We start from the raw sequence: 23,771 nt of genomic DNA, 5'->3' as shown, positions 1-23,771 counted from the left end.
TATGGCTAACGATTTGAAAAAAATACCGGTATCGCAAGTTTTTGAGAACATCAATTACCTAGTGCCAATTTATCAGCGTAATTATGCTTGGAGTGAAACGCAAATAGAACAATTAATTGAAGATATTGAAAGCTCTATTGACGGTTCTAATAAAAATTACTTCTTAGGGAATTTGATTGTTAATCAAACAGATAACAATGTTTACGAAGTGATTGATGGTCAGCAGCGATTAACAACTTTATATCTTCTTGAGAAGTATTTAGGGATTATATTTGCGAAAGAAGCATTACGATTTGAGGCTCGTGAAAAATCTAATCGTACCCTTTCTTATATTAGCAATAGTAGTAATCCGGAATTAATTGAAGAATTATCATCACCAGAAATTTTAAATGGTTTTCAAGTGGTTGATAACTACTTTAGGCATAAAAATATCGACAAATACAACTTTATTAAAAAGTTAAAACAGGTTTTTCTTATTCGAGTTCAAGTTCCTCGGAACATTGATTTAAACCATTATTTTGAGATTATGAATACCCGTGGGGAACAGTTGGAACTTCATGAAATTGCTAAAGCTAAGTTACTAGAAGTGCTTAAAAGCAAAGAAGACAAAAATATAGCAGCTATGATTTGGGAAAAATGTTCAGATATGAATTCATATGTTCAGATGAATTTTGATGTTAATGTGAGAAGAAGTATCTTTACTAGGAACTGGAGCAATCTAGGCCAATCAATAAAGGATTTTGATTCTATAAAAAGTAAAATCTCGTCAGTGAATGAATCAGCAGATAAAACAACATTGATTGATATCTTAAGAGAGAATAGTTTACTTAATTTATCAACCACGCAATACGAAAATGAGAATGAACGTTTTGAATCAACTATTTCATTTCCAAACTTCTTATTGCAAGTCAATGCTGTCATGAGAAATCTCGGAGAAGAAGACGCAAGCCTTGATGACAAACACTTCCTTAATAACCTATCTTGGGCATGGTCAACACCTAAAAAAGCAAAAGATTTCTTGTACCATTTATTGAAGTGTCGAGTATTATTCGACAAGTATGTGTTAAAACGTGAGTTTGCTAGGGATTACAAGGAAACGGGTAAATGGTCCCTGCAACGTTTGGAAAAATATCATGACGACAAGAAAAATAGCGATAAGCCTAAATACGTTGGTACATTTAATGAAGAGGGTAATTATAATAAGAGGCTAAGAACTCTTCAATCTTGTTTACGTATTACTTATACATCACCAAAAACTATGCACTGGATTACCGTTATATTATCAAGTTTGGTAGATAACGAGGCAACTGACTTAGTTGCATTGTTAGAAAACTATTGTAATAAAAAGGTAAATGATTCCGATTACCCAAACAAGAATGGTTTTGGTATTGAACGAATTGTATTTTCATATCTTGATTATTTGATTTATCGAGATGGTTATTCTTATAACAGAAAAGAAATTATATCACCATTTCAAGAGGATTGGCAATTCCAGTTTAGAAGTTCTATTGAGCATTTCCAACCGCAACATCCGGTTGAGGGAGAATGTTGGGAACAAGATGACTTGAACGGATTCGGGAATCTAGCTTTAATAACTGTTTCGGGGAATTCTAAGTTTTCTAACTTACCACCTGCTGGAAAAATCAATTCATATCCGAGTATCATCAGTCAAAGTCTTAAATTAAAGGTCATGGAAAAAATGACAAGACTTGGTGATGGGAAATGGACAGAAGAAAAAGCAAATAGACATAAAGATGAAATGTTTAACATTTTGAAAAATAAAGGGTAGAACACGTCAGATTTTTAAAAGTAATTAATGGATATGTTTGCAAGAACCTCTAAAATGCATAAAATACTAGATAGTTAGAGGAGAATAAAAATAAATTGCGAACATCCAAATCCTATAGCTATATCGTTTTTGGGATTCTTCTCATGTTATTACCAGGAAAAAACATAATTTGTTTGATATGCCAAGAGGATAAGTTCTGCCAAGGCCCAACTATGCCCTCCTGGCATCTTATCACAACCTCAAGGAATGTTAAAACAGTGATTTTGATGACGTATTTAACGAGTATAAAAAGTAGGATTAAGCCACAAGATGTTGTGATTTTTGATTTAAATATAAGAAAAAACAGAGAAAAAATGCGATTTTTAGCCCTATTTTTTCTTTGTTTCCACAGATGACATAGGATAAGCTGAAGGTAAACTTTCTAAATTACTATCATAGATAGGTAGAAAATGAAAGGTATAACTCAGTTGGGAGATCGCTAGAATGGCATTTAAGAGGTCATGGGTTCGAATCCCACTATCTCCACTTAAACAATAAGCCACAGGCATAAAGCCTGTGGCTTAAATTATAACTTTATAGAGACGGGACACTTGAAGAATCAAGTGCAAAGAAGGTATGATTTCAGTTTTGAGAATAGTGCCTTTTGATTAGAAAATATCAGAAGGTGCTTTTTTTCATATTAATACAACGGTGATCTTCGTAGAACATGGATTTTCGGGAGCTGTTCAAAGCTGAGCCACGGCAGGCAGATCCAGGTAGGAAGATATAGCTTGCAAACAAAACGGATTTTTAGTAAAGTTAAGTTATAAGGTTTAGCTTGATTACTTTATCAGAGCAACATGGATGAACTCTAACCTGATTAAGAAAATTAATAAAAGTGGCAAGGAGGGATTGAAATGGCTAATCAGTTAGATTTACATATGCATTCTAATATTAGTAACGATGGTGAGTACACACCCTCACAACTCATGCAGCTGTGTCAGCAACATGGTCTAAAGACCGTTGCATTAGCTGACCATAATTCCGTACGAGGGATAGCAGAGGCTCAAAAATCATCAAATGAATTAGGGATTGAATTTATTTGTGCTATTGAGCTTGATTGCCAATTTGAAGGAGTAAATCTGCATCTATTAGGATATGGGATTGATCCAACATTAACTGAATTTGAAAAAAATGAAATGGATATCTTAAAGAAAGAACAGGATGCTTCTTCTAAACTTATAGAATTAGTACAAGATTTAGGAATTCATTTCGAAATAGAAAAGGTTTTAGATCTTGCCATAGAAGGTGTAGTGACGGGTGAAATGATTGCTGAAGCTGCTCTTGCGGATCTAAGAAATCAAAACAATCCCCTTCTGGAGCCATATAGAAAGAACGGGAAGCGCAGCGATAATCCTTATGTAAATTTTTATTGGGACTTTTGCTCCCAAGGGAAGCCAGCATATGTACCTATTCAGTTTATGGGACTGAACGAAGCCATACAATTGATTAGAAAAGCAAGAGGCTTAGCTGTTCTTGCTCATCCTGGGATTAATATCGGACAGAATCAAAAGATTCTAGAAGGCATTGTTGCTTGTGGTATTGATGGGATGGAAGTATACAGTAGTTATCATGATGAAAACATGGTTGCTTATTATAATGAGCAGGCGGAGAAATTTCATTTACTGAAAACGATAGGCAGCGATTTTCATGGAAAAACAAAGCCGGCCATCAAACTGGGCAGTATGAATTGTCATGAAGAAATAGATATTTATCATCAGTTCAAGAGAAAACTTTCTGAGATGGCTAAGTGAAAAATATTAGTAAGTAAGAATTTAAGTATATGAACCAACCGTTCCTGCCTAATAGACTGTTGAACGTTTTCTAGAAATGGAATGCCGCAAATGGCTGAATAAAAATCAGCTGTTTGCGGCAGTTTTTTATTTCGCCCCAATATATCACTTTTCCACTACCAGACATTACCATGAACCGTAAAGAAGTAAAATGAATCAATATGAATCAAAATGATTGACAATAAATCGAAATGGTGCTATAGTTTATTCATTGAATACGGCGGGGAAGTGGCACCTGAAATAGAGCAAAGGAGGTACGAACAGCAGTATTAAATGGGTGGAGCCGGAACATGATACATAGAAAGATACGAAACCGCAGACTATTATTATAATCAGGAGGATTCAAAATGGGGGATATAACAAAGTTTCTCTCGCCTAAACTGATCAAAATTGACATGCAGGCAGAGGATAAAAATGCGGCGATAGAGGAGTTGGCGGAACTTCTCTATAAGGAACATGTACTGAAAGATAAAGCCAACTATATTCAGAATGTATTGGAACGAGAGGCACAGGTACCCACAAACCTAGAGAATGGAGTGGCACTGCCTCACGGAAAATCGGACGCAGTACTGAGACCGGCGGTGGCAATCGGTATATCTAAACGGGGAATCCGGTTTGAGGAGGGAAGCCCGGTCAGCCGTGTTATTTTCCTCATCGCAATGCCGAACAATGCGGATGACACACATATCACACTGCTCAGCGGTATTACCTCCCGCCTGTTGGATTGCGATTGCCTAGATAATCTTAAGGAGGCAAAACGACCGGAAGATATTTTGTCGTTACTTAACGCAGAAGAGGTTCGGACAGAGAACAAAGAGACAGGCCGGTTTTTAATCGGGGTTACCGGCTGTACGGTAGGAGTAGCACATACGTATCTGGCAGCGAAAGCGTTGGCAAAAGCTGCTGAAGAGATGGGCGTATCCATAAAGGTGGAAACAAACGGTTCCATCGGTACGGAAAATGTTCCCACCAGGGATGAAATCGAAAGGGCAGAGGGAATTATTATTGCCAGCGACAAGGAGACGGACATGGAACGTTTCCGCGGTAAACAGGTAATTACCACCACTGTGAAGGAAGGAATCGACCATCCGGCGGAGCTGATCAGAAGGGTTCTGGATGGAAAGACCCCGATTTTTGGCGGGAGTTCCACAGAACGCGTTCAAGCAGCTAGCAGGAAGGAAGAGGAGCCTGCCGGTGGGTTTGGCGGAAAGATGCTGTACAAGGCGTTGATGAACGGCGTATCCTTTATGATTCCGTTTGTGGTAATCGGCGGTCTGCTGATTGCGGTCGCGCTGGCATTGGGAGGAAAACCTACACCTCAGGGCTTGGTAATTCCTGAAGACAGCTTCTGGAATCAGATTTCAGCAGTGGGAAGTGCGGGCTTTACACTGATGATCCCGATTCTAGCCGGCTACATAGCATTTGCCATTGGTGACAGGGCGGCTCTGGCTCCTGGTATGATCGGCGGCTGGATTGCTAACAACGGATCCTTTTACGGTGCTTCAGCCGGAACCGGCTTTATCGGAGCCATTGTGGCTGGTTTTCTGACCGGATACTTTGTTAGGTGGATGAAGAAATTCCGATGGCCGGAGATGATCAGGCCGTTGGTTCCGATCATGATTATTCCGATTATTGGATCACTTTTCATCGCATTTGTATTTATATTTATTATCGGAGCGCCTATCGCCTCTCTGATGACGGCTCTTTACTCCATGCTGGAAAGCATGTCTGCCGGAAGTATGATTTTACTGGGCATTACAATCGGTCTTATGCAGGGCTTTGATATGGGCGGTCCCTTTGGTAAAGTAGCATTCATGTTTTCGGTTGGTTTAATTGCCGAGGGGCAGCCACAGTTTATGGGAGCACAGGCTATGGCGATTCCGGTTGCACCGTTGGGTATGGCGCTGGCCACATTCTTGGACCGTAAGCACCAGCTGTTTCTGCCGGAGGAGACTGCCAACGGTAAGGCGGCTCTGGCCATGGGCCTTGTGGGGATTTCCGAGGGTGCTATCCCGTTTGCAGCAGGTGACCCACTGGCCGTCATTCCAGCCAATATGATTGGCTCCGTAGTGGCCTGTACGATGGGGTTCTTATTCGGTATCACGGACTCTGTTGCTCATGGCGGCCCTATTGTGCTGATCCTGGGTGCGGTGAACAAACCGTTTATGGGACTGATCTGTATGGCCGCAGGAACTGTAGTGACTGCAATTGTATGTTTGACTTTAAAGCGTCTTAGATTAAAACAAAAATAATATAACATCTGTGGCAAAGTTAAGGTATTTACAGGTCAGGATCGATCGAAAGAATGATAGATTGACATATGATTTCCTCCTCTGATATGATAATGACGAAGGAGGTGACGTTATGCTATCACAGCAAAGGCTTTATCATATCATGAGCATTGTAAAAGAACAGTCTTTTGTAACCATAAAGGAACTGATGGAACAGCTAAATGTGTCAAAATCCACTGTGACCCGGGATTTGATTGAACTGGAGGAACAGGGGCTGGTCAGCAGGGAGCGTGGCGGGGCAATGTGCAGAGAGGTTTCTTCGACATTGACGGTATTCAACGAAGTTCCCACCGTGAACAAGGAGAGTCTGTGTGCGGAGGCAAAGGAGATCGTCTGCCAGCGGGCTGTCATGAATGTAAAGGACGGAGACTGCGTATATGTGGACTCCGGGACTACCCCTGTGTACTTGCTGCCGCAGCTGCTCGCACACCATGTAAAAATTGTAACTCCAAGCATTTACCTGATCAAGAAGATTCCCATTACGTACAAGGGGGATATCTATCTGCTGGGCGGTCGTTTTTCACCGGATTATGATCTGAGTACCGGATCCATGGCTATAGATATGATTCGAAATTTTAATTTTGACCATGCTTTTTTCAGTACCAATGGGGTTAATACAGAAAGCGGCGAGGTTTACATTTTCGACATGGAGATTGGGACGATGAAAAAGGAGATCATGAAGAAGAGCCAGAACAACCATCTTCTGATTGATGACTCCAAGTATCATATTAAGGCAATGTTCTCATGGGCAAGTCTGGAAGATTTTACAAACGTGTATGTCAATCGTCTCCCTGACACAGGTGAGGCACCGGATAATTTTACCGTTTGTCTCAGTTAGAATACATTGACAGAAGAGGGGACGCAGTTAAGCGCCCCTCTTTTTTAAAATAAAAGCGACAAATGATTTTTTAAGTAATATTAGATAGAGGAGGAGACTCTGCAGTGAAAAAGAAAATTAACATTGACGGCGCTCAAAACGTTGAGGTGTCAATCCCAATTCCCTGTGAAAAAACACCACAGGCGCAGTTGTCTATTATGGAAGCCTATACAGAGGCGCATAGGAACAGTGATGGGTTTGATAAGGCGAGAAGAGAGATTAATTGCCTAAAAACAATATACCCAGTTCTGTTCCGTTCGATTGAAAGTGATGATCTGCTGGCAGGTAGACTTGATTTTTTGCCCATAGGCTTTGGCAGTGTAACAAGTATCGGAGGCGTAGGCCATTACTGTGTATTCCATAAGCTTAGAGCGTTTAAAGAAACGCTGACGACTGAAGAGGAAAAAGCAAGAGTTGATATGCTTTACGAATACTGGCAGGATCACGATACGAAAGCAATGTACTGTCAGGAGGTATTGACAGAGAATACAGTCGGAAGGTTCATTGATTGTTCCTATCCTTTGATGGCAACAGCCAGGTTGTCGGGAATGATGTTGAATTATAAAAAACTGATGGAATATGGATTGGAAGGCTTAAAAGAACTGATCCGTTTAAAAGAACAGAATGAATTCCTAACATGCAGTTATGAAAGCCTTTGTCTTTTGCAGGAGGTAATAGAACGTCAGATTGAACTGGTGAGAGAAGCAAAAAACGGTGCAGATCAATCCCGTTTAAACGATTTGGAACTAATGGAAAATGACTTGCGGTATATTAAGAATAATAAACCAAGCACGTTCCACCAGGCTCTGCAGTTGTTTTGGATTTACGCCCTTTGTGCCGGAGTAATTAACTATGGGCGGCTGGATGACGTGTTGGGACCATTTTTACAGCATGATTTGGATCATGGCATTATTGACGAAGAAGACTCTTACCGGTACCTGAAATCCTTGTGGAAAATGATTGAGAACAGACGTACCACAGTTAACGGGCGTATTATTGTAGGCGGTGTAGGACGGGAACATCCGAGAGAAGCAGATACATTTGCCCGAATCTGTATGAGAGTGTGCAAAGACACACGTTATGTAGAACCTCAGTTTACGCTGCGCTTTAGCAAGGATACTCCAGAATACATGATGGATATGGCCTATGATTGTATCGGAAGCGGTGCTACCTATCCTACTTTATACAATGATGATGTGAATGTACCTGCAGTTATGTATTCCATGCGTGTGGAAAGGGAAATAGCGGAACAGTACGTACCATTTGGCTGCGGTGAATTTGTCATTCAGGGGAAGAGTGTAGGGACACCAAATATTTTACTGAACCTTTTAAAAATCTTAAATATCACCTTAAACGGCGGAATAGACCCTATGGACGGGAAAAGAAAAAGTGGACCCGTGGAGATTCCGGAATGTTCCCAATTCAAGACTTTTGACGAACTGTATGATAAATATAAGGAATTGTTAGATTATTATTTTGATTTAAGTATTCAGGCTCAATACCGTTCCTATGAGATTATGAATGAAAAAGTCTCATTTCTGTTTACCTCTGTTTTGATGGATGATTGTATCAATAGAAGGAAGGCAGTGCTGGATGGGGGAGTGGAAATCCTTGGCGGAACCAATGAAACATACGGAAACATCAATTCCAGCGATTCGCTTTGGGCGATCAAAAAGCTGGCATATATAGATGAAAAATATAGTCTCAGTGAATTGCATCAGGCACAGCTTGCCAATTTTGAAGGGTATGAAAGGATCCGAAAAGATTTAGTGGATCAGGATAAATACGGCAATGACAAAACGGAATGCGATAATCTGGCAAATGATTTATTTGAATTCGTAGCCAAAGGGATCCGACAGAAGGGAATTGACTATGGCATGGGATACTTTCTGATTGTCATTTCAAATAACCAGACAAATACAGATTGGGGTCATGATACATTTGCCAGCCTGGACGGAAGGAAAACAGGTATTTACTTAAATCCAGCCAATAATCCACAGGGCGGAGCAGCAAAGAACGGACCTACCGCCTGCTTAAATTCCCTGGTTAGGTTCAACGCAAAATATCACGGCGGAAGCGTGCAGAATATTAAATTCACCCCCCGTATGTTCAATAAAGACAGAGAAAAAGTTAAGATGTTATTTGATACATACTTTAAGAAAGGAGGCTGCCAGCTCATGATAACGGTTGTGGATTATGGCGTTCTTGAGGATGCCCAGAAGAATCCAGATAATTATCCGGATTTAATTGTTCGAGTAGCCGGTTACAGTGCGGTCTTTGTAAATTTGACAAAGGATATTCAGGAAGAACTGCTGACCCGGGCATTGTATGATTAGAGTGACCAATATCGAACGCTTTGCGACCCATGACGGACCGGGAATTCGAACTACTGTTTTCTTAAAAGGATGCTCCATGTACTGTCCATGGTGCGCAAATCCTGAGACACAGACATCTTATCCGGAATTGTTATATAACGAGTCCAAGTGTATCGGGTGCCTTTCATGTGAAAAGGGATGCAGCGCAAAGGCAATTACATTTGATAATAACGGGAATTTCAATTATAAAAGGAATTTGTGCACCGATTGCCGGGCTTGTGAGAAAAACTGTATGCAGGATGCAATCGAATTTTATGGAAAAGATATGGAACTGGATTTCATCATGGAAGAAGTGATGAAGGATAAGGATTACTATGATAATTCCAATGGTGGAGGAATCACGATCAGCGGAGGGGAGCCATTTGTACAGCTGGAGGGGCTGATTGCTATCCTCAAGTCAAGTAAGGAAAAGGGATTAAATACGGCGGTAGAAACTACGGGAAATTATCCTTTAAAAACCTTGCAGGCTGCTGAGGCCTATATCGACCATTTTCTATATGATTTTAAACATCTGGATGACGAAGTGCTAAAAAAGGTTACAGGAGGGAATGGGAAACAGATCAAAGAAAATCTGATATATCTGGTAGAGATGTGTCCGGATAAGTTAACTGTTCGCATGCCGATTATTCCTGGATTCAACTTTGATTCCGCATTAATAAAAAAGACTTTACAATACTTACAGCAGCTGGGAGTTAAAAACGTAAACCTTCTTCCTTATCATACACTAGGAAAAGCGAAATACGAGAAACTAGGAAGAGTTTACCAGATGTCTGAAAAAATGCTTCATGAAGAAGATCTGGAGGAATATCACCAATATGCGTTGAAGATTGGGTTGGAATCCAGAATCGGAGGATAGAAGCAGAAAAGCAGGAAGGAACGTGATAGGAGGTCCTTCCTGTTTTTCATGGCATACCCAGTATGGGCGTAGCTGCATTAATTCTGCGTAACCCTCCTGACACTATACTAAAGTAAAGTATATGTACTAAAGGTGCGTACTTGTTGACATATCCTGTAAATGTTACAATAGCAGCATAAAAAGTCAATAGAGGTTAAAAGGTATGAAAATAGTAGTTTTAACCGGAAGTCCCCATAAGGACGGTACATCGGCATTCATGGCGGAGAATTTCATGAAAGGGACTGTTGAAGCAGGTCATGAGGTTTTCCGCTTTGATACTGCTTTTAAGAAGATACACCCCTGTATCGGCTGTGACAATTGCCTATATGGAAAGAAGCCTTGCGTATTTGAGGATGACATGCTGGAACTTTACCCAAAACTGATAGAAGCCGATCTGGTTGCTTACGTAACGCCCCTTTACTATCACAATGTTTCGGCACAGCTAAAAGCAGCAGTAGACCGTTATCATGGTATTAATAACCTGATTCGGGGGACGGGAAAAAAGGCTATCTTAATTGTGACTGCGGCATATCCTGAGGAATGGGTATTTCATGGTATAACCGCAACCTACGAAACGACGCTCAAATATCTTGGCTGGCAGGACTGCGGTAAGATTCTGGCTTACGGCTGCCGCCGTCGGTCTGATATTGAGAATACGAATTATCCGAACCAGGCATATGAACTTGGGCGGAGATTATAAGGAGGTATGTAATTATGGCGATTATGGTAGTATGGTCATCCCCGAACAAAGATGGACTTACAGCAGCTGCAAAAGACAAGGTAATGAAAGGAATTCTAAACGCAGGATATGAAGCAGAAGAAATTCATCTGAATCAAATGAAAATGGAGCATTGCAAAGCTTGTGGAAAAGGCTGGGGAATTTGCAGAACAAAAGGCCAGTGTATTATTAATGATGATTTTGCAGCTGTCTACGAAAAGCTGGTTCAGGCAGATGGTATTGTCTTTGTATCTGCTGTTTACTGGCATGATATTACCGAGTGCATGAAAGCATTCATGGATCGTCTGCGCAGATGTGAGGCCGCACACAATAAGTATTTAGCGGGAAGAAGATGCCTTCTTGTAGCCTGTGCCGGAGGTACCGGACTGGGAACCGTAGAATGTCTTCACAATATGGAGGAAACTTTGAAACATATGGGTATGAGGGCTTATGACAGGCTTCCGGTAATTCGTTATAACAAAGGCTATATGCTTCCTGCATTAGAGAAGGCCGGAGAAACTTATGCGATCCGATTGGCAGAAGGTTTTGATATGCAATATTGATTTATAGAGTTCTGAGTTGAGCCATCGAACAGTTATGAACACGTAAGGGCAGCATATAATAGAATTAATTAGATCAGCTGAGGTAAGCCATGATCATACATGTTGTCCAACCTGGTGAAACCATCCACTCAATATCAGAGTATTATAAAATCCCTGTTGACAGATTAATATTGGAAAACGGATTAACAAATCCTGGCAACTTGGCAATAGGCCAAACGATTGTGATTGTTCAGCCTGAAACACTTTATACCGTCCAGGCTGGTGATACTCTGGAGAGTATTGCTAAGCAGCATGATACTACGACAATGGAATTATTAAGAAATAATCCATATCTTTCCGACAGGAAATTTTTGTACAACGGTGAAACGATAGTTATCAGTTATCAAACGAATAGAACTAGATCGATTACCACTATTGGTTATACATTTTCTTATATAGATAGACCTATTTTAATAAAAACGCTTCCGTTTTTAACTTATCTGACTATATTCAATTATAGAGTAACAAATGAAGGTGAGATTATTCTCATATCCGATGACACGGAACTGATCGATCTGGCAAAAACTTATGGTGTTGCACCCATGATGTTTGTTTCCACGTTGTCGGATGGTGGAATAGTCAATCCTGAAGTGACCAATACTATTTTAAATAATCCTTCTGTGCAGGATCATTTTATTGAGAGCGCTCTTCAAATAATGAAAACAAAAGGTTTTTGCGGTATTAATATTTATGTTGAAAGAATCAATTATGAAAACTTAAATAGCTTTGCAGAATATTTGAGAAGAGCTTCTGAGAGATTTCATTCAGAGGGCTACAAGATACTGATCACTGTTACGCCTATTGCGAATATTGAGTCTCCAAATGTCAGTTTTGAAAAAATAGACTACGGAAAATTAACGGAATCTGTAGATGGAATTATATTTTCATCTTATGATTGGGCATTGTCATATAGCTATCCAAACTCTATTTTCCCGGTTAACGTTTTAAGAGAATTGTTAGATTATGCAGTTAGCATTATTCCCCCAGAAAGAATTATATTTGGAATCACAACACTAGGTTATGATTGGGTACTTCCTTATGTTCCTGGTGTCACAGAAGCTGCTGCTATAAGCGATAGTCGTGCAATAGAAATTGCAGCGGATAACGGTATAATAATACAATTTAATGAAGAAGCGCAGTCACCGTACTTCTTCTATACGGAAAATGGATTTCTGCATTTAGTATGGTTTAAAGATGCAAGAAGTTTTGATTCAAGAGCCGGATTGGTAGAAGAGTATGAACTCCAAGGCGTATCCATTTGGACTATTATGAGATTCAGTACCCAAATGTGGTTTATTATTAATACGAGATATTACATAGAGAGGCTTCCGGGGATCAATTGTCAGTCGTGTGTTCTTGCTTAGTAATATGTGATACCCAAAGTTTAACTGTTCGCTATCGTCTCTTTCGGCATTTGACGTTTGTTAAAAAATCGTGATATAATAGGAAAAGCTGACAGAAACTATATCTGATGCATATTATAGAGCGGCGAGGAAGACGGAATGAATCAGAACCGGGGAATTAACCAGGATGTGACACAGGAGATGAATCGGTCTCTCCTTTTGAAAAGTTTAAGAAGAGAAGGCGTATGCTCCAGAGCACATCTGGCGTCACTTACGGGGCTCAAACAGGCGACAGTGACCAACATCATGAAAGATTTCTTAAACTGGGGAATTGTAAAAGAGGTTGGTTTTTTAAATGGCAGCAAAGGGCGCAGATCGATTGGAGTGTCTATTAATCCTGACGGCTACCGCGTCATCGGCGTGCGGCTTGCGAGAAAGCATTACAGCGTGGGACTATTTGATTTGACTGGTAAGCAGATTGTGAAAGAGCGTGTGGATTTCGAGCCGGAAAAGCAGCCTGGTGCAGAAGAAATCTTAAATCAGATTGTGGGGCGGATGCGCCTGTTGATTCAGCAGTATGGAAAGGACTCTGTGCTGGCCGCGGGGCTTGCAGTGCCGGGGCCGTTTATAGCGAAAAAAAGCCGTATAGCATTGATAACGGGTGCGGATATCTGGAAAGATATTGAGTTGAAGGCATTTTTTGAAAGGGAAATGGATATCCCGGTGTTCTTAGAGCACAACGCAAATGCCGGAGCCTATGCCCATATGTGGGATTTAAAGGAAGCCTACCATGATGACATTCTGGTTTACATTGCCGCCGGTCAGGGGATTGGCGCAGGAATCGTGATGAATGGCAGAATCTACGAAGGAGCGCTGGGGACGTCAGGTGAGATTGGGCATATGACGATAGACAGAAACGGGAAACCATGTGCCTGCGGAAACAGAGGCTGTCTGGAACGTTACGCTTCCTCCCTGGAACTTGTAAAGACAGTGTATGGACAACGTGCCGGTATGGAAGGCTGTAATTTTGAGGATTTGGAGCAGCAAATCAGAAGCGGTGACACCGCTTATACAGAGCATTACCGCAGGGCGTGTGAGAGTCTTGGCGTCGGAATCATAAACATTGTCAATGTAATTAACCCGGACCGGATTATCATCGGTGATGATATGGCACGTCCAAACCCTGAATTAATGGAGAAGACCGTACGTGAAACGGTGCAAAAAGGAATTTTGCCTGATGTTTTTGATGAACTTACACTTTCCATTAGTACGTACCAGGGGGATCCCATCCTGACCGGTGCGGCGATCGTGGCGATAGACAGGGTCTTTGACAGCCCGGGACAGTTTATACAGAACTGAATATTGGAATTATGCTGAAGCAGCACCAAAGTCATGAAACGTTTGCGCGTATTATGACTTTGGTGCTGTTTTTTGTTTGCCAATTTCAAATAACCTATTGACCATTTTTATTAAAAGTGTTATTGTTTAATAGGATATATTAATTAAATGAATTAATACATAAAATGAAAATAATATTAAGACGAATGAAAGGGGAAAGAAAATGAAATTTTTTGTTGACACAGCAAAGGTAGAGGATATTAAAAAGGCAAATGATATGGGGATTATCTGTGGGGTAACGACAAACCCGTCACTGATTGCAAAAGAAGGCAGAGACTTTGTGGAAGTAATCAAGGAGATCACTTCGATTGTAGACGGACCAATTAGCGGGGAAGTGAAAGCTACGACGATAGATGCTGACGGTATGATTAAAGAGGGGCGCGAAATTGCAGCAATCCATCCGAATATGGTTGTTAAAATTCCGATGACAGTCGAAGGCTTAAAAGCGGTGAAGGTTTTGAATGCAGAGGGAATCAAAACCAATGTGACTTTAGTCTTCAGTGCAAACCAGGCGTTGCTGGCAGCGCGTGCAGGTGCCACTTATGTTTCACCATTTTTGGGACGTCTCGATGATATCTCCCAGCCGGGAATGGATTTAATCAGGACAATTGTGGATATATTCAGTATCTCAGGGATTGAAACGGAGATTATTGCCGCCAGCGTGAGGAACCCGATTCATGTCATTGATTGTGCGCTTGCAGGGGCGGATATTGCCACGGTTCCCTACAGTGTATTGGAGCAGATGACGAAGCATCCGCTGACAGACCAGGGAATTGAAAAATTCCAGGCGGATTATCGTGCTGTATTTGGAGAATAAGAATATACCGGCAGGTGCCGGAGTTTGACAAAGAAATCTAAAAATAAAAGCGGAAGAGAAACCGGAAGGTTTTTCTTTCGCTTTTTACATTTAGTACCTTACTCCTTCAAATGAATCCAAAGCCATAGGAAGATCGTGATTTTCTTCCTATGGCTTTTTAATACACAAAATTCCATGATAAACCGGATTCCCATGATAATGCCGGATCCCCATAAGATATCAGGTAGAGTTGCGCAGAACAAGGCTGGTAGGCAGAATTACTTTCCTTGGGAGAAGCTGATACCCGTTAATCCTTGCCAGGAGCAGATCGACTGCAACCATGCCGATTTCCTTTGTAGGAATTTCAATTGTGGTCAGAGGAGGATTGGAATATTTGGATATTTCTATATTTGACAACCCGATTACTGCTACTTTGTCCGGTACGGCTATTCCCATTTTATAAAGGCTGCTTAAGGCGGCCATGGCCATTAAATCACTGGCTACAAAGAAAGCGGTGGGAGAATCTTCTTTCTGATAGAGCTGGCTGACCTTCTCCATGCAGAGGTTCTCATCCCAGGCACAATCAATAACCCAGTCAGGATTTACTGTAAGACCGGCAGCATGCAGGGAGGCGTAATAGCCCCGGTATCTCTGGCTGGATTTTATATTGCCGCTCATACCGCTGCCGCCGATAAAGCCTATCTTTTTATGTCCCTTGTCAATTAAGTGCTGCACCGCCACACTTGCTACCCTGTAATGGTCATAACCTACATTGTCGATATCCTCCCACCAGGTATCGATTCCGACAATGTTTGGAACCTGATTTCGTATGAACTGGTAGATTTCACTGTTGAGTGATTCCATCAGAATCAGACCGGAGACCGGATTGCTAAAGGCGCTGTATAAGGCCTTTTTATCCTCCAGCTCGGCACCGGTCTTAATAAAGGTAAGTTCATATCCGTTGTTTTGAAGCTGTTCTTCTACGCCGGACAGGATGGACATAAAATAAGGGTCGTTATATTTGTTTTTCGTTACACTTAGGACACAGCCTATTTTTACAAGTGCATTGCCTGAATGGGCTTTATTGTCACCGGAGGAAGAGTTTGCGGGGGATTTTACCGTATAGTTCAAATCTGTAACAGCCTTCCATACCCGGGCCCGGGTTTCGTCGGTCATTTTGTATTGGGTATCGTTATTTAATACCCGTGATACAGTAGCTATTGACACCTTTGCCAGATTGGCTACATCTCTGATTGTGCTCAAATTAGTTTGCCCCCTTAATCACAGCTAGTGAAATTTTAGTTTAGTATGTTTACGTAAAAGGATGTATGTTACATACAGTTAAATTATAATAATATGTTACTGAGTTTGTCAATACTCAATTTTCCAGCCACTGAGTGGTATTTATGGGAAAATCACTCCAATTAAAGGATTTTTGTCATAATTCACCGGAATGTTTCAAAAAAACATATGAAATAAAAGGTATAAGAAGATAGGAATTTAAAAGATTTGCAAAGCCATTCGTAAAGTTTTTAACAATAATTTTTATAATAATTTAAAAAATGGTATTTACAGAGGGCAGGGCAAATGTTATAATCCAACTAAAAGGTTTAGTAAACAAACGTAACAAAAAGTAACAAAAAAGAAAGCAATAATAAAAAGAACCTAACTAGTTTTAACAGAATGATCGCTGCTGATCAGCAAAACAGAAGGGGAGTGTTGAGATGAAAAGTGTCCGCTGCCATAAGTGTGCAAAGGAATTAAGCAATAACGAGATTGCTCTTAACCTTAAGCTGTTAGGAAAGCAAATCGGGACGTTACACTGCTATCAATGTTTATCGGAGTACTTCTGCTGTGATACGGTCAGACTGCAGGAGCTGGCAGAACAGTATAAAAGCAGCGGCTGCCTCTTGTTTCAAACAAATTATACAGCCTAAGGAGATAAGCCTATGAGTGATACCTATGTGATATATCCTAAAATAATTGACGAACTCCTAGAAAATCCGGGGATTGGCTTTATTGCGGCTCCGGGTTTGATGGAACCGGAAGGAGTAATACATGATAACCGGGGCAATCCGGTGGAAAAATACAAATTTACCGATAACAGCAGAACCTGGAATCATCCAGACAGCAGGATTACCTACTGCGGAGTTCGGTGGAAAGATCTGGAGGTTGAAAAGGGCAGATACCGGTGGGATATCCTTGAGAAAAAACTTGATGAGGCAAAAGCATTAGGTTGTACGGCAATAGTCCGCTGTTCTCCTTATGCATTGGCAGAAGAGGACGATATTCCGGATTGGTTTCGAAGGGAATGCCGGGAGAAACCAGAGTTTCCCTTTTGGAGAGTTGATCCGCTGCATTCTCCCTATGTTACATACTGGTCTGAATTTATTTCGGAATTTGCACAGCATTTTGACGGACATCCGGTCATAAGCTCGGTAGACATGGCACTGGTAGGAGCCTGGGGAGAAGGCGGAGGCACCGAGTTTCTGGAAGAGGAGAGCATCAGGCAGATGGTGGGTGCTTATGTTGACAATTTTAAGATAACCCCGCTGCAAGCGCTCCTGCATGATCCGAAGTCGGTAAAGATAATTCGGGAGAGAAAAGAGAATATAGGCTTTCGGGTGGATTGCCTGGGAGATATGGGAGGTTTCCATCAGGAAGAATGGTCTCATATGCTGGATTTTTATCCGGAAAACATCTGCAACTTTGAAATGGAGGCTGCATGGAAAAAGGCACCGGTAGTGTTTGAAGCTTGCTGGCACATGAATGACTGGTACCTCCAGGGCTGGGATATCGATTATATTGTGGAGGAATCCTTAAAGTGGCATATCTCTTCCTTTAACAGCAAGGGCACTACGGTCCCTGAGCCATGGAAGGAGAGTGTGAAAAGGTGGCTCAATAAAATGGGATACCGTTTCGAATTAAGAAAGCTCTCATATAATCCGGTGGTAAAAAAAGGAGAAGGCCTCCGAGTCAGAGGATTGTGGGCCAATACAGGTGTTGCTCCTATTTATCATAAGTATCCCCTGGTAGTCCGCCTGAAAAATGAGAAGGAAGTCATCAGCCTTACCAGTAAAACGGATATCAGAAGCTGGCTGCCGGACATGGATATCCTTTGGGAAGAAGAATTCGCCCTGGAAGGAAAGGCCGGTGAGTATTCTCTGGAAATAGGAATTGAGACCGGGATACCGGAGCTTGGTAATATAAAGCTGGCAATTGAAGGTTTAAAGGAAGGTTACTATTGTTTGGGAAAAATAATCGTAGAATAGAGGGACGCGTATGGGACATTTATCGTATGGATTCAAAGAATGTGTGGATTATTGCGGTTTTGATAATCTGCCCGAGGGATTGGAGCAATTCTATGCCGGCTACCCCGGGCAGGAGGATATCCATTTTATAGAAAGAAAGTTTTTAAAGGAAGTGTTTGAGAAATTCAATCTTCCGGAGAAGGAGCAACGGCTGCTTATAAAAGCGGCGAAAGCAGTGGAAGAGGACCCGATTCTGTTTCACTTCTCTAAATTCCTGGTATGGGATATGTGCTCTGCCAGAAACCGCTGTGATGTAGATAACTATAAAAATATGACTCCTGTGTGCATGGCAGAGTACGGAGAGCTTTATTCTTTCCTTCTTCTGCTGGCCTGTGTGGTTCCTTCCATAAAGCTTTTAAAGGAACGGGGCGTTCCGGAGCATTATTACCGGGATATCCCTTTCCAGCCCATAAAATCACAATTAGAGAAACTGGTTCGGGATGATGTAAGTGTAAGTGATTTTCCCTGGGATATGAACTTTTATACCTGCTCCATCTTTCTTATGGACCGGTTCCTGTTTATTCCTTGCCGCTTTGGCGATACATTTACCATGTACCGGAATAAGGTTTCTGGGAAGGTAACGGCCCTGAAGCATGGCGGTGAGGAATTCCGCAGAGACGGGCAGTTCAATGGAATAAACGGAGTTTATGATAAGGCAGGAGTCTTCACTACCCTCTGGCAGGAGACGGAGGAGGAGATTACAGCAAATCCCATTAGTCCCATGGGATTTGTGGAAAGGAATCCAGTAACGCTGATAAAGAAGGAATGGACGGAAGCCTTAAATCAGGGAGATATGCTACTGGCGCTCCATGTGCCTTCCGGACCGGGATATAACCCTGAGAGACTTAAGAATTCCATGGTGCTGGCGCTGGAATTTTACAAGACTTATTTTCCGGAATTGCCGGTCAAAGGTTTTTGGAGTGAAAGCTGGCTGTATGATTCAAGACTGTCTCTGGTGCTTGATTATGATACCAGCAATATCATAAAGGTCCAGCGTCAATTTTATCTATATCCGATTAAAGAGGGAGATGCCATGCTCCGTTATGAGGTATTTGGTGACTGGAAAGCCGATGAAACAAAGGTGGAACTTAAGACCTCCCTGCAAAAAGCGGCGGCTGCTTATATGGCGACAGGCGCGCGCTTTAATAACTTAAGTATGGTGGTTTTAAAGGAAGAAGCGGATCAAACGGATCAAATGCCTTATATCACACAGGAAGACATTGCACGCTTCAGACAGATTGCTGACAGCCATTTAAAATAAGGAGGAGCTGCCCATGGGCAAATATGCACTGGAACATTTCAGTCCCTATGAGACTTATAAAATACGGCCGATGCCACTTTCTAAGGCCACAGTTAATCCTGGCAGAGGGCAGTACCAGATAGTAGAACTCACCTGGGAGGAGCTGGAACCTCATCGGGGTAACTATGACTTAAACCGGTTAAAAGAAGCACTGGCAGAGGTACATAATCCGGTCCTTACCATAAAACAGGTACTACCTGCCTGGTTAAATAAGGGCTCAGAGGAAAGTTTTATACACTTAATCAGGAGAGTCGCTAGCGCCCTGAATAATAAAAAGCTTATTGGTGTTGCGGTTTCTACGGAAGATAACAGCCAGGGAATCTGGAATGCTTATCTGGAAGCCTTTGAGGGCATCCCGTTATTGGTTAGTCTTGAGCAAGAGGCCTTACTGCAGTATCTAAAGGATCATGAATACCCTTTTGGCCTTATTGTAAATTGCAGCGAAGATAACTGGATCAGCTGCTGTGAAAAATTTGCAGGGTACCGGCTTCAAAATACCTGGCAGCGTATGCCGGTACTGCTTCATATAGAAGAGGAGAACCCAGGAGAGAATATCCGCCGGGAAAGCCTGCGCTGGCATGCCGGACTCTCCAATCGTCTCGTGGATATGGGGTATGACTTTACTATAAGAAGGCTGACTTATCCAAAGAAGATCGCGTCAAAGGGAGCTCTCCCTCTCCGGTTTTGGTTCGTAAATAAGGGCAGTGCGCCCTGTTACCTGGATTACAGCCTGAGGTTTCGGCTGGAGATGGAAGGGGAGCAGCAGGAATTTGTCTTACACATTGACAAAGATGCCTGGAAGGTTGGAGATATCACCCACAATGAGATTGTTGCTTTGCCGGCTCTGCCCCTTGGTGAATACTGCTTATCAGTTGGGATTTTCTTTGCTGATGGCAGTCCCATGGAGCTGGATATCCGGACGGAGGAGAAGGACGGATATTACAGGATGGGGACTGTAGAGTTGTGTAGTGACACTGCAGTGGATTTGGCACATGCCTGGGATGATTTCTATCCCGATGGCTATTATCCGCTGGAGGACCCTCAGCTTCCCGATTGATTCGATAGACGACAGAAAATAAAAGCAGGAGGAAAGAAAATTGAAAATTGCATTAGTTGGTGCAGGACAGCGGGGCATGATTTATTCCAAACACGCCTATGAAACAAAAAAGGCAGATATCGTCGCGGTGGTGGAGCCGGAGGATGAAAGGAGATCAGCTGCAGCAGAAAATTTCGGTATTCCGTCTGAAATGCAGTTTGAAAATATAGAGGATTTTTACCAGAAGGGCAGAATTGCCGATGCCGTCATTATTGCATCCATGGACCAGGACCATTGCAGGCAGGTTCTTAATGCTCTGGAGCTTGGGTATGATATTCTTCTTGAAAAGCCAATATCTCCCGATCCAAAGGAATGTCTAATGATTCAGGATAAGGCAAATCAGAAAGGCTGTAAGGTTATTGTGTGCCATGTGCTCAGGTATACGAATTTTTTTGCAGCAATTAAGGAAATTATCGACAGCGGAGAGCTGGGGAAGGTAATTACCATCCAGCATAATGAGAATGTTGGAAATTATCACATTGCCCATTCCTTTGTCAGGGGAAATTGGAGAAGAAGTGATTTATCCAGCCCCTTAGTGATGCAAAAATCCTGCCATGACATGGATATCCTTGCCTGGCTGGTGGGCAGTGAGGCGAAAAAAATAGCTTCTTTTGGCAGTTTAAAATACTTTAAAGAAGAGAGTGCTCCAATAGACAGCTCCGAACGGTGCCTGACCTGTAAGGCTGCCGGAGACTGCCGCTTTGACGCCCGTAAGGCCTACTTACCGATCGTGGGAAGCTGGCCGGCTACGGTGCTTACCCAGGAGCAGACGGAGGAAGGGATAAACAAAGCTTTGGCAGAGGGCCCCTATGGACGGTGTGTATACCGCTGTGACAACGACGTATGCGACAACCAGGTGGTATTAATTGAATTTAAGAATGATGTAACAGTTAGCTTTAATTTAAGCGGTTTTACAAATAAAATCAGCCGGACGATCAAGGTTATGTGCGAAAATGGGGAAATCAGAGGGGATGACAGTCTGAACCAGATTGAGGTGACAAAATTTGCCTCCAATGCAATTGATGGTTTTGAACAGAGAATCATTCATACCGGTCAGCCCCAGGGAGGCCATGGAGGAGGAGATGTGGCCCTGATGGATGATTTTATCAGTCAGATGGAGGCACGCAGCAACAACAGCAGATCCTCCATTACCCAATCAGTGGAAAGCCATGTGATGGCTTATGCGGCAGAGCAATCCAGAATTACCGGTGAAATAATTGATGTGGATGCATTAAAAAGCCGGCTGCGAAACTCTTAAAAAACGGAAAAGAGTGGTGAAGATTGATGAAAACAGAAAGAATTCAAAAGAAAGCACCGGGGCCTAAAGGAGATCGGATAAAAGAATTCCTGCGTGAAATAAAAAGAAACAAGGGCCTGTATCTTATGTGTATGCCTGCTCTGATTGTGCTGGTTATGTTTTGCTACATTCCTTTTGCAGGAACCTGGATGGCATTTACCGACTTTAATGTAATGGATGGGATCTTTGGAAGCAAGTTTGTAGGCCTTAATAACTTCAAGTATTTCTTTTCCGAGAGCAGCATGGGTTGGCGGGTAACTTATAACACACTGTTTATCAATTTCTTTGGAATTATACTTGGATTGATTGTTCCAATCAGTATTTCCATATTTTTCAATGAAATCAGGAGCAATGTCTTTAAGAAACTGACACAAAGCTTTATGTTTTTTCCGTATTTCCTTTCCTGGGTCGTAGTAGGTACAATTATCTACGGATTTTTTTCCACCGATGTGGGCGTGATCAACAATATGCTGCGATCATTGGGATTGGAACCGGTGAAGTGGTATGCGGAACCCAAGTACTGGAAGGGTATCATAATTACCGCCAGTATGTGGAAGTGGAGCGGATACAGCTCCATCATTTACATGGCAGCCATGGCAACGTTTGACGGCTCCTTATACGAGGCTGCAAAAGTGGACGGAGCAAACAAGTTCCAGAGGATTTTGTATCTCACCATTCCGATGCTGAAACCGACGGCCGTTGTGCTGACCCTTATGAGTATTGGACGCATTTTCTACGGTGACTTCGGCATGATCTACGGTATTGTCGGCAACAACCCGGTGCTGATTGATGCGGTAACCGTTATTGATACTTATGTATATCAGAGTATGAGAACCCTGGGCTTTTCCTATGCTACCGCAATTGGACTGTTCCAGTCGGTCATGGGACTGATTCTGGTATCCGCTGCAAACCGGTTGGCAAAAAAATATAATGACGGGGAGGGATTATTTTAATGAGAAAAAGCAAATCGTTCGGCGATCACCTGGTTACTATCCTTGCGTATTTATTTATCGGCCTATTCGGGCTGCTTTGTCTGTATCCCCTTGTTCTTACCTTAGGAGTGTCCCTCTCCTCGGAACGTGAAATCGTCATGCATGGTTATTCAGCTATTCCGCAAAAATTTACCCTTAATACATACATCTATATTTTTGCAAACAGTGGAATGCGGATTTTAAAGTCTTATGGAGTCACTATTTTTGTTACGGCTGCCGGAACGATTGGAGCTATGATCATAACCAGTATGATTGCCTTTGCATTATCGATTAAAAGCTTAAAGTACCGTAATGTCATTGCCTTTTTATGTAACTTCACCATTGTATTTTCTGCGGGCCTGATTCCCTGGTATGTGGTTTGTGTGAATTACTATGGTTTAAAGAATAATATTCTGGCACTGATTCTTCCTTCTATTTTCAGTGTCTGGAATATGTTCCTTATGAGGACCTATTTTTCGAGCATTTCACCTTCCTTATACGAGGCAGCAAAAATTGACGGAGCAAGTTATATGCTCATTTATTGGCGGATTGCACTTCCCCTCAGTAAAACAGCAGTGCTTACCGTAGGCCTTATGTATGCCCTGCAGTATTGGAATGACTGGTGGAATGCCCTGATTTTTATTAATGATAAGGATTTGTTTCCTTTACAGTACTACCTCTACACGATTCTTTCAAACGTAAATGCCATTAGTTCGGGGCGTATTCCTTCCGGCGCTGCCGCAGGAATCACACTTCCCTCTGAAACGATGAAAATGGCAGTTACGGTTATAACCATAGGACCCATTATCTTCTTATATCCCTTTGTACAAAAATATTTCGTACAGGGTATTATGACAGGTGCAGTTAAGGAATAATCCTT

At 42.0% G+C, this 23,771-nt stretch carries 19 protein-coding genes; 18 read left to right on the top strand and 1 reads right to left on the bottom strand.

Annotation, left to right across the window (positions count from 1 at the left end; genetic code table 11):
- Position 1 precedes the first annotated feature (1 nt).
- The 11 genes from ACHZES_RS06760 (at position 2) to fsa (ending at position 14,937) form a co-directional block, all read left to right on the top strand.
- A complete protein-coding gene (locus ACHZES_RS06760; RefSeq protein ID WP_154525858.1) occupies positions 2-1,789 on the top strand; it encodes a DUF262 domain-containing protein in 1,788 nt (595 codons plus the stop codon).
- A gap of 896 nt (positions 1,790-2,685) precedes the next feature.
- On the top strand, positions 2,686-3,582 hold the full coding sequence (locus ACHZES_RS06755) for a PHP domain-containing protein (RefSeq protein WP_395548695.1): 897 nt from the start codon (positions 2,686-2,688) through the stop codon (positions 3,580-3,582).
- A gap of 386 nt (positions 3,583-3,968) precedes the next feature.
- Positions 3,969-5,873 (top strand): fructose-specific PTS transporter subunit EIIC, encoded by a 1,905-nt coding sequence (locus ACHZES_RS06750; protein ID WP_395548696.1) that lies wholly within the window; start codon positions 3,969-3,971, stop codon positions 5,871-5,873.
- Between the two features lie 112 nt (positions 5,874-5,985).
- Positions 5,986-6,750: a DeoR/GlpR family DNA-binding transcription regulator gene (locus ACHZES_RS06745; protein ID WP_154525852.1), complete on the top strand. Its 765-nt coding sequence runs from the start codon at positions 5,986-5,988 to the stop codon at positions 6,748-6,750.
- 104 nt (positions 6,751-6,854) lie between these two features.
- Positions 6,855-9,125, top strand: coding sequence for a pyruvate formate lyase family protein (locus ACHZES_RS06740; protein ID WP_395548697.1), 2,271 nt, complete (start codon positions 6,855-6,857; stop codon positions 9,123-9,125).
- On the top strand, positions 9,118-10,020 hold the full coding sequence (locus ACHZES_RS06735; RefSeq protein WP_395548698.1) for a glycyl-radical enzyme activating protein: 903 nt from the start codon (positions 9,118-9,120) through the stop codon (positions 10,018-10,020). Before ACHZES_RS06740 ends, ACHZES_RS06735 begins: the two co-directional genes overlap by 8 nt.
- A 202-nt stretch (positions 10,021-10,222) precedes the next feature.
- Positions 10,223-10,759, top strand: coding sequence for a flavodoxin family protein (locus ACHZES_RS06730; RefSeq protein ID WP_395548699.1), 537 nt, complete (start codon positions 10,223-10,225; stop codon positions 10,757-10,759).
- A gap of 14 nt (positions 10,760-10,773) precedes the next feature.
- On the top strand, positions 10,774-11,340 hold the full coding sequence (locus ACHZES_RS06725) for a flavodoxin family protein (protein WP_395548700.1): 567 nt from the start codon (positions 10,774-10,776) through the stop codon (positions 11,338-11,340).
- Between the two features lie 89 nt (positions 11,341-11,429).
- On the top strand, positions 11,430-12,743 hold the full coding sequence (locus ACHZES_RS06720; protein ID WP_395548701.1) for a LysM peptidoglycan-binding domain-containing protein: 1,314 nt from the start codon (positions 11,430-11,432) through the stop codon (positions 12,741-12,743).
- A gap of 138 nt (positions 12,744-12,881) precedes the next feature.
- Positions 12,882-14,081, top strand: coding sequence for an ROK family protein (locus ACHZES_RS06715; RefSeq protein ID WP_038282898.1), 1,200 nt, complete (start codon positions 12,882-12,884; stop codon positions 14,079-14,081).
- Positions 14,082-14,283: 202 nt separating this feature from the next.
- A complete protein-coding gene (gene fsa / locus ACHZES_RS06710; RefSeq protein ID WP_038282897.1) occupies positions 14,284-14,937 on the top strand; it encodes a fructose-6-phosphate aldolase in 654 nt (217 codons plus the stop codon).
- Between the two features lie 219 nt (positions 14,938-15,156).
- On the opposite strand, the gene ACHZES_RS06705 is transcribed toward fsa, so the two are convergent.
- The gene (locus ACHZES_RS06705) at positions 15,157-16,179 is read right to left on the bottom strand and encodes a LacI family DNA-binding transcriptional regulator (RefSeq protein ID WP_154525838.1); all 1,023 of its coding nucleotides are present in this window, start codon (positions 16,177-16,179) and stop codon (positions 15,157-15,159) included.
- Between the two features lie 461 nt (positions 16,180-16,640).
- Here ACHZES_RS06705 and ACHZES_RS06700 point away from each other — a divergent pair, with 461 nt between their 5' ends.
- The 7 genes from ACHZES_RS06700 to ACHZES_RS06670 are packed head-to-tail and all read left to right on the top strand — an operon-like array spanning position 16,641 to position 23,766.
- Positions 16,641-16,853, top strand: a complete 213-nt coding sequence (locus ACHZES_RS06700; RefSeq protein WP_025232274.1) for a hypothetical protein — start codon at positions 16,641-16,643, stop codon at positions 16,851-16,853.
- Between the two features lie 12 nt (positions 16,854-16,865).
- Entirely contained in the window at positions 16,866-18,188 is a 1,323-nt protein-coding gene (locus ACHZES_RS06695) for a DUF4832 domain-containing protein (protein WP_395548702.1), read from the top strand.
- Between the two features lie 10 nt (positions 18,189-18,198).
- Positions 18,199-19,488: an acyltransferase domain-containing protein gene (locus ACHZES_RS06690; protein ID WP_395548703.1), complete on the top strand. Its 1,290-nt coding sequence runs from the start codon at positions 18,199-18,201 to the stop codon at positions 19,486-19,488.
- A gap of 13 nt (positions 19,489-19,501) precedes the next feature.
- Positions 19,502-20,584, top strand: coding sequence for a DUF4832 domain-containing protein (locus tag ACHZES_RS06685; protein ID WP_038282889.1), 1,083 nt, complete (start codon positions 19,502-19,504; stop codon positions 20,582-20,584).
- A 40-nt stretch (positions 20,585-20,624) separates the two neighbouring features.
- Positions 20,625-21,881: a Gfo/Idh/MocA family protein gene (locus ACHZES_RS06680; RefSeq protein ID WP_395548704.1), complete on the top strand. Its 1,257-nt coding sequence runs from the start codon at positions 20,625-20,627 to the stop codon at positions 21,879-21,881.
- A gap of 26 nt (positions 21,882-21,907) precedes the next feature.
- Positions 21,908-22,873: a sugar ABC transporter permease gene (locus ACHZES_RS06675; RefSeq protein ID WP_154525828.1), complete on the top strand. Its 966-nt coding sequence runs from the start codon at positions 21,908-21,910 to the stop codon at positions 22,871-22,873.
- A complete protein-coding gene (locus ACHZES_RS06670) occupies positions 22,873-23,766 on the top strand; it encodes a carbohydrate ABC transporter permease (RefSeq protein WP_089987703.1) in 894 nt (297 codons plus the stop codon). Before ACHZES_RS06675 ends, ACHZES_RS06670 begins: the two co-directional genes overlap by 1 nt.
- Positions 23,767-23,771: the final 5 nt, after the last annotated feature.

Origin of the sequence: Lacrimispora sanguinis, from assembly GCF_044987295.1 — a bacterium.
GTDB classification, from domain to species: domain Bacteria; phylum Bacillota; class Clostridia; order Lachnospirales; family Lachnospiraceae; genus Lacrimispora; species Lacrimispora celerecrescens_B.
This window is presented reverse-complemented; position numbering and strand designations above follow the sequence as displayed.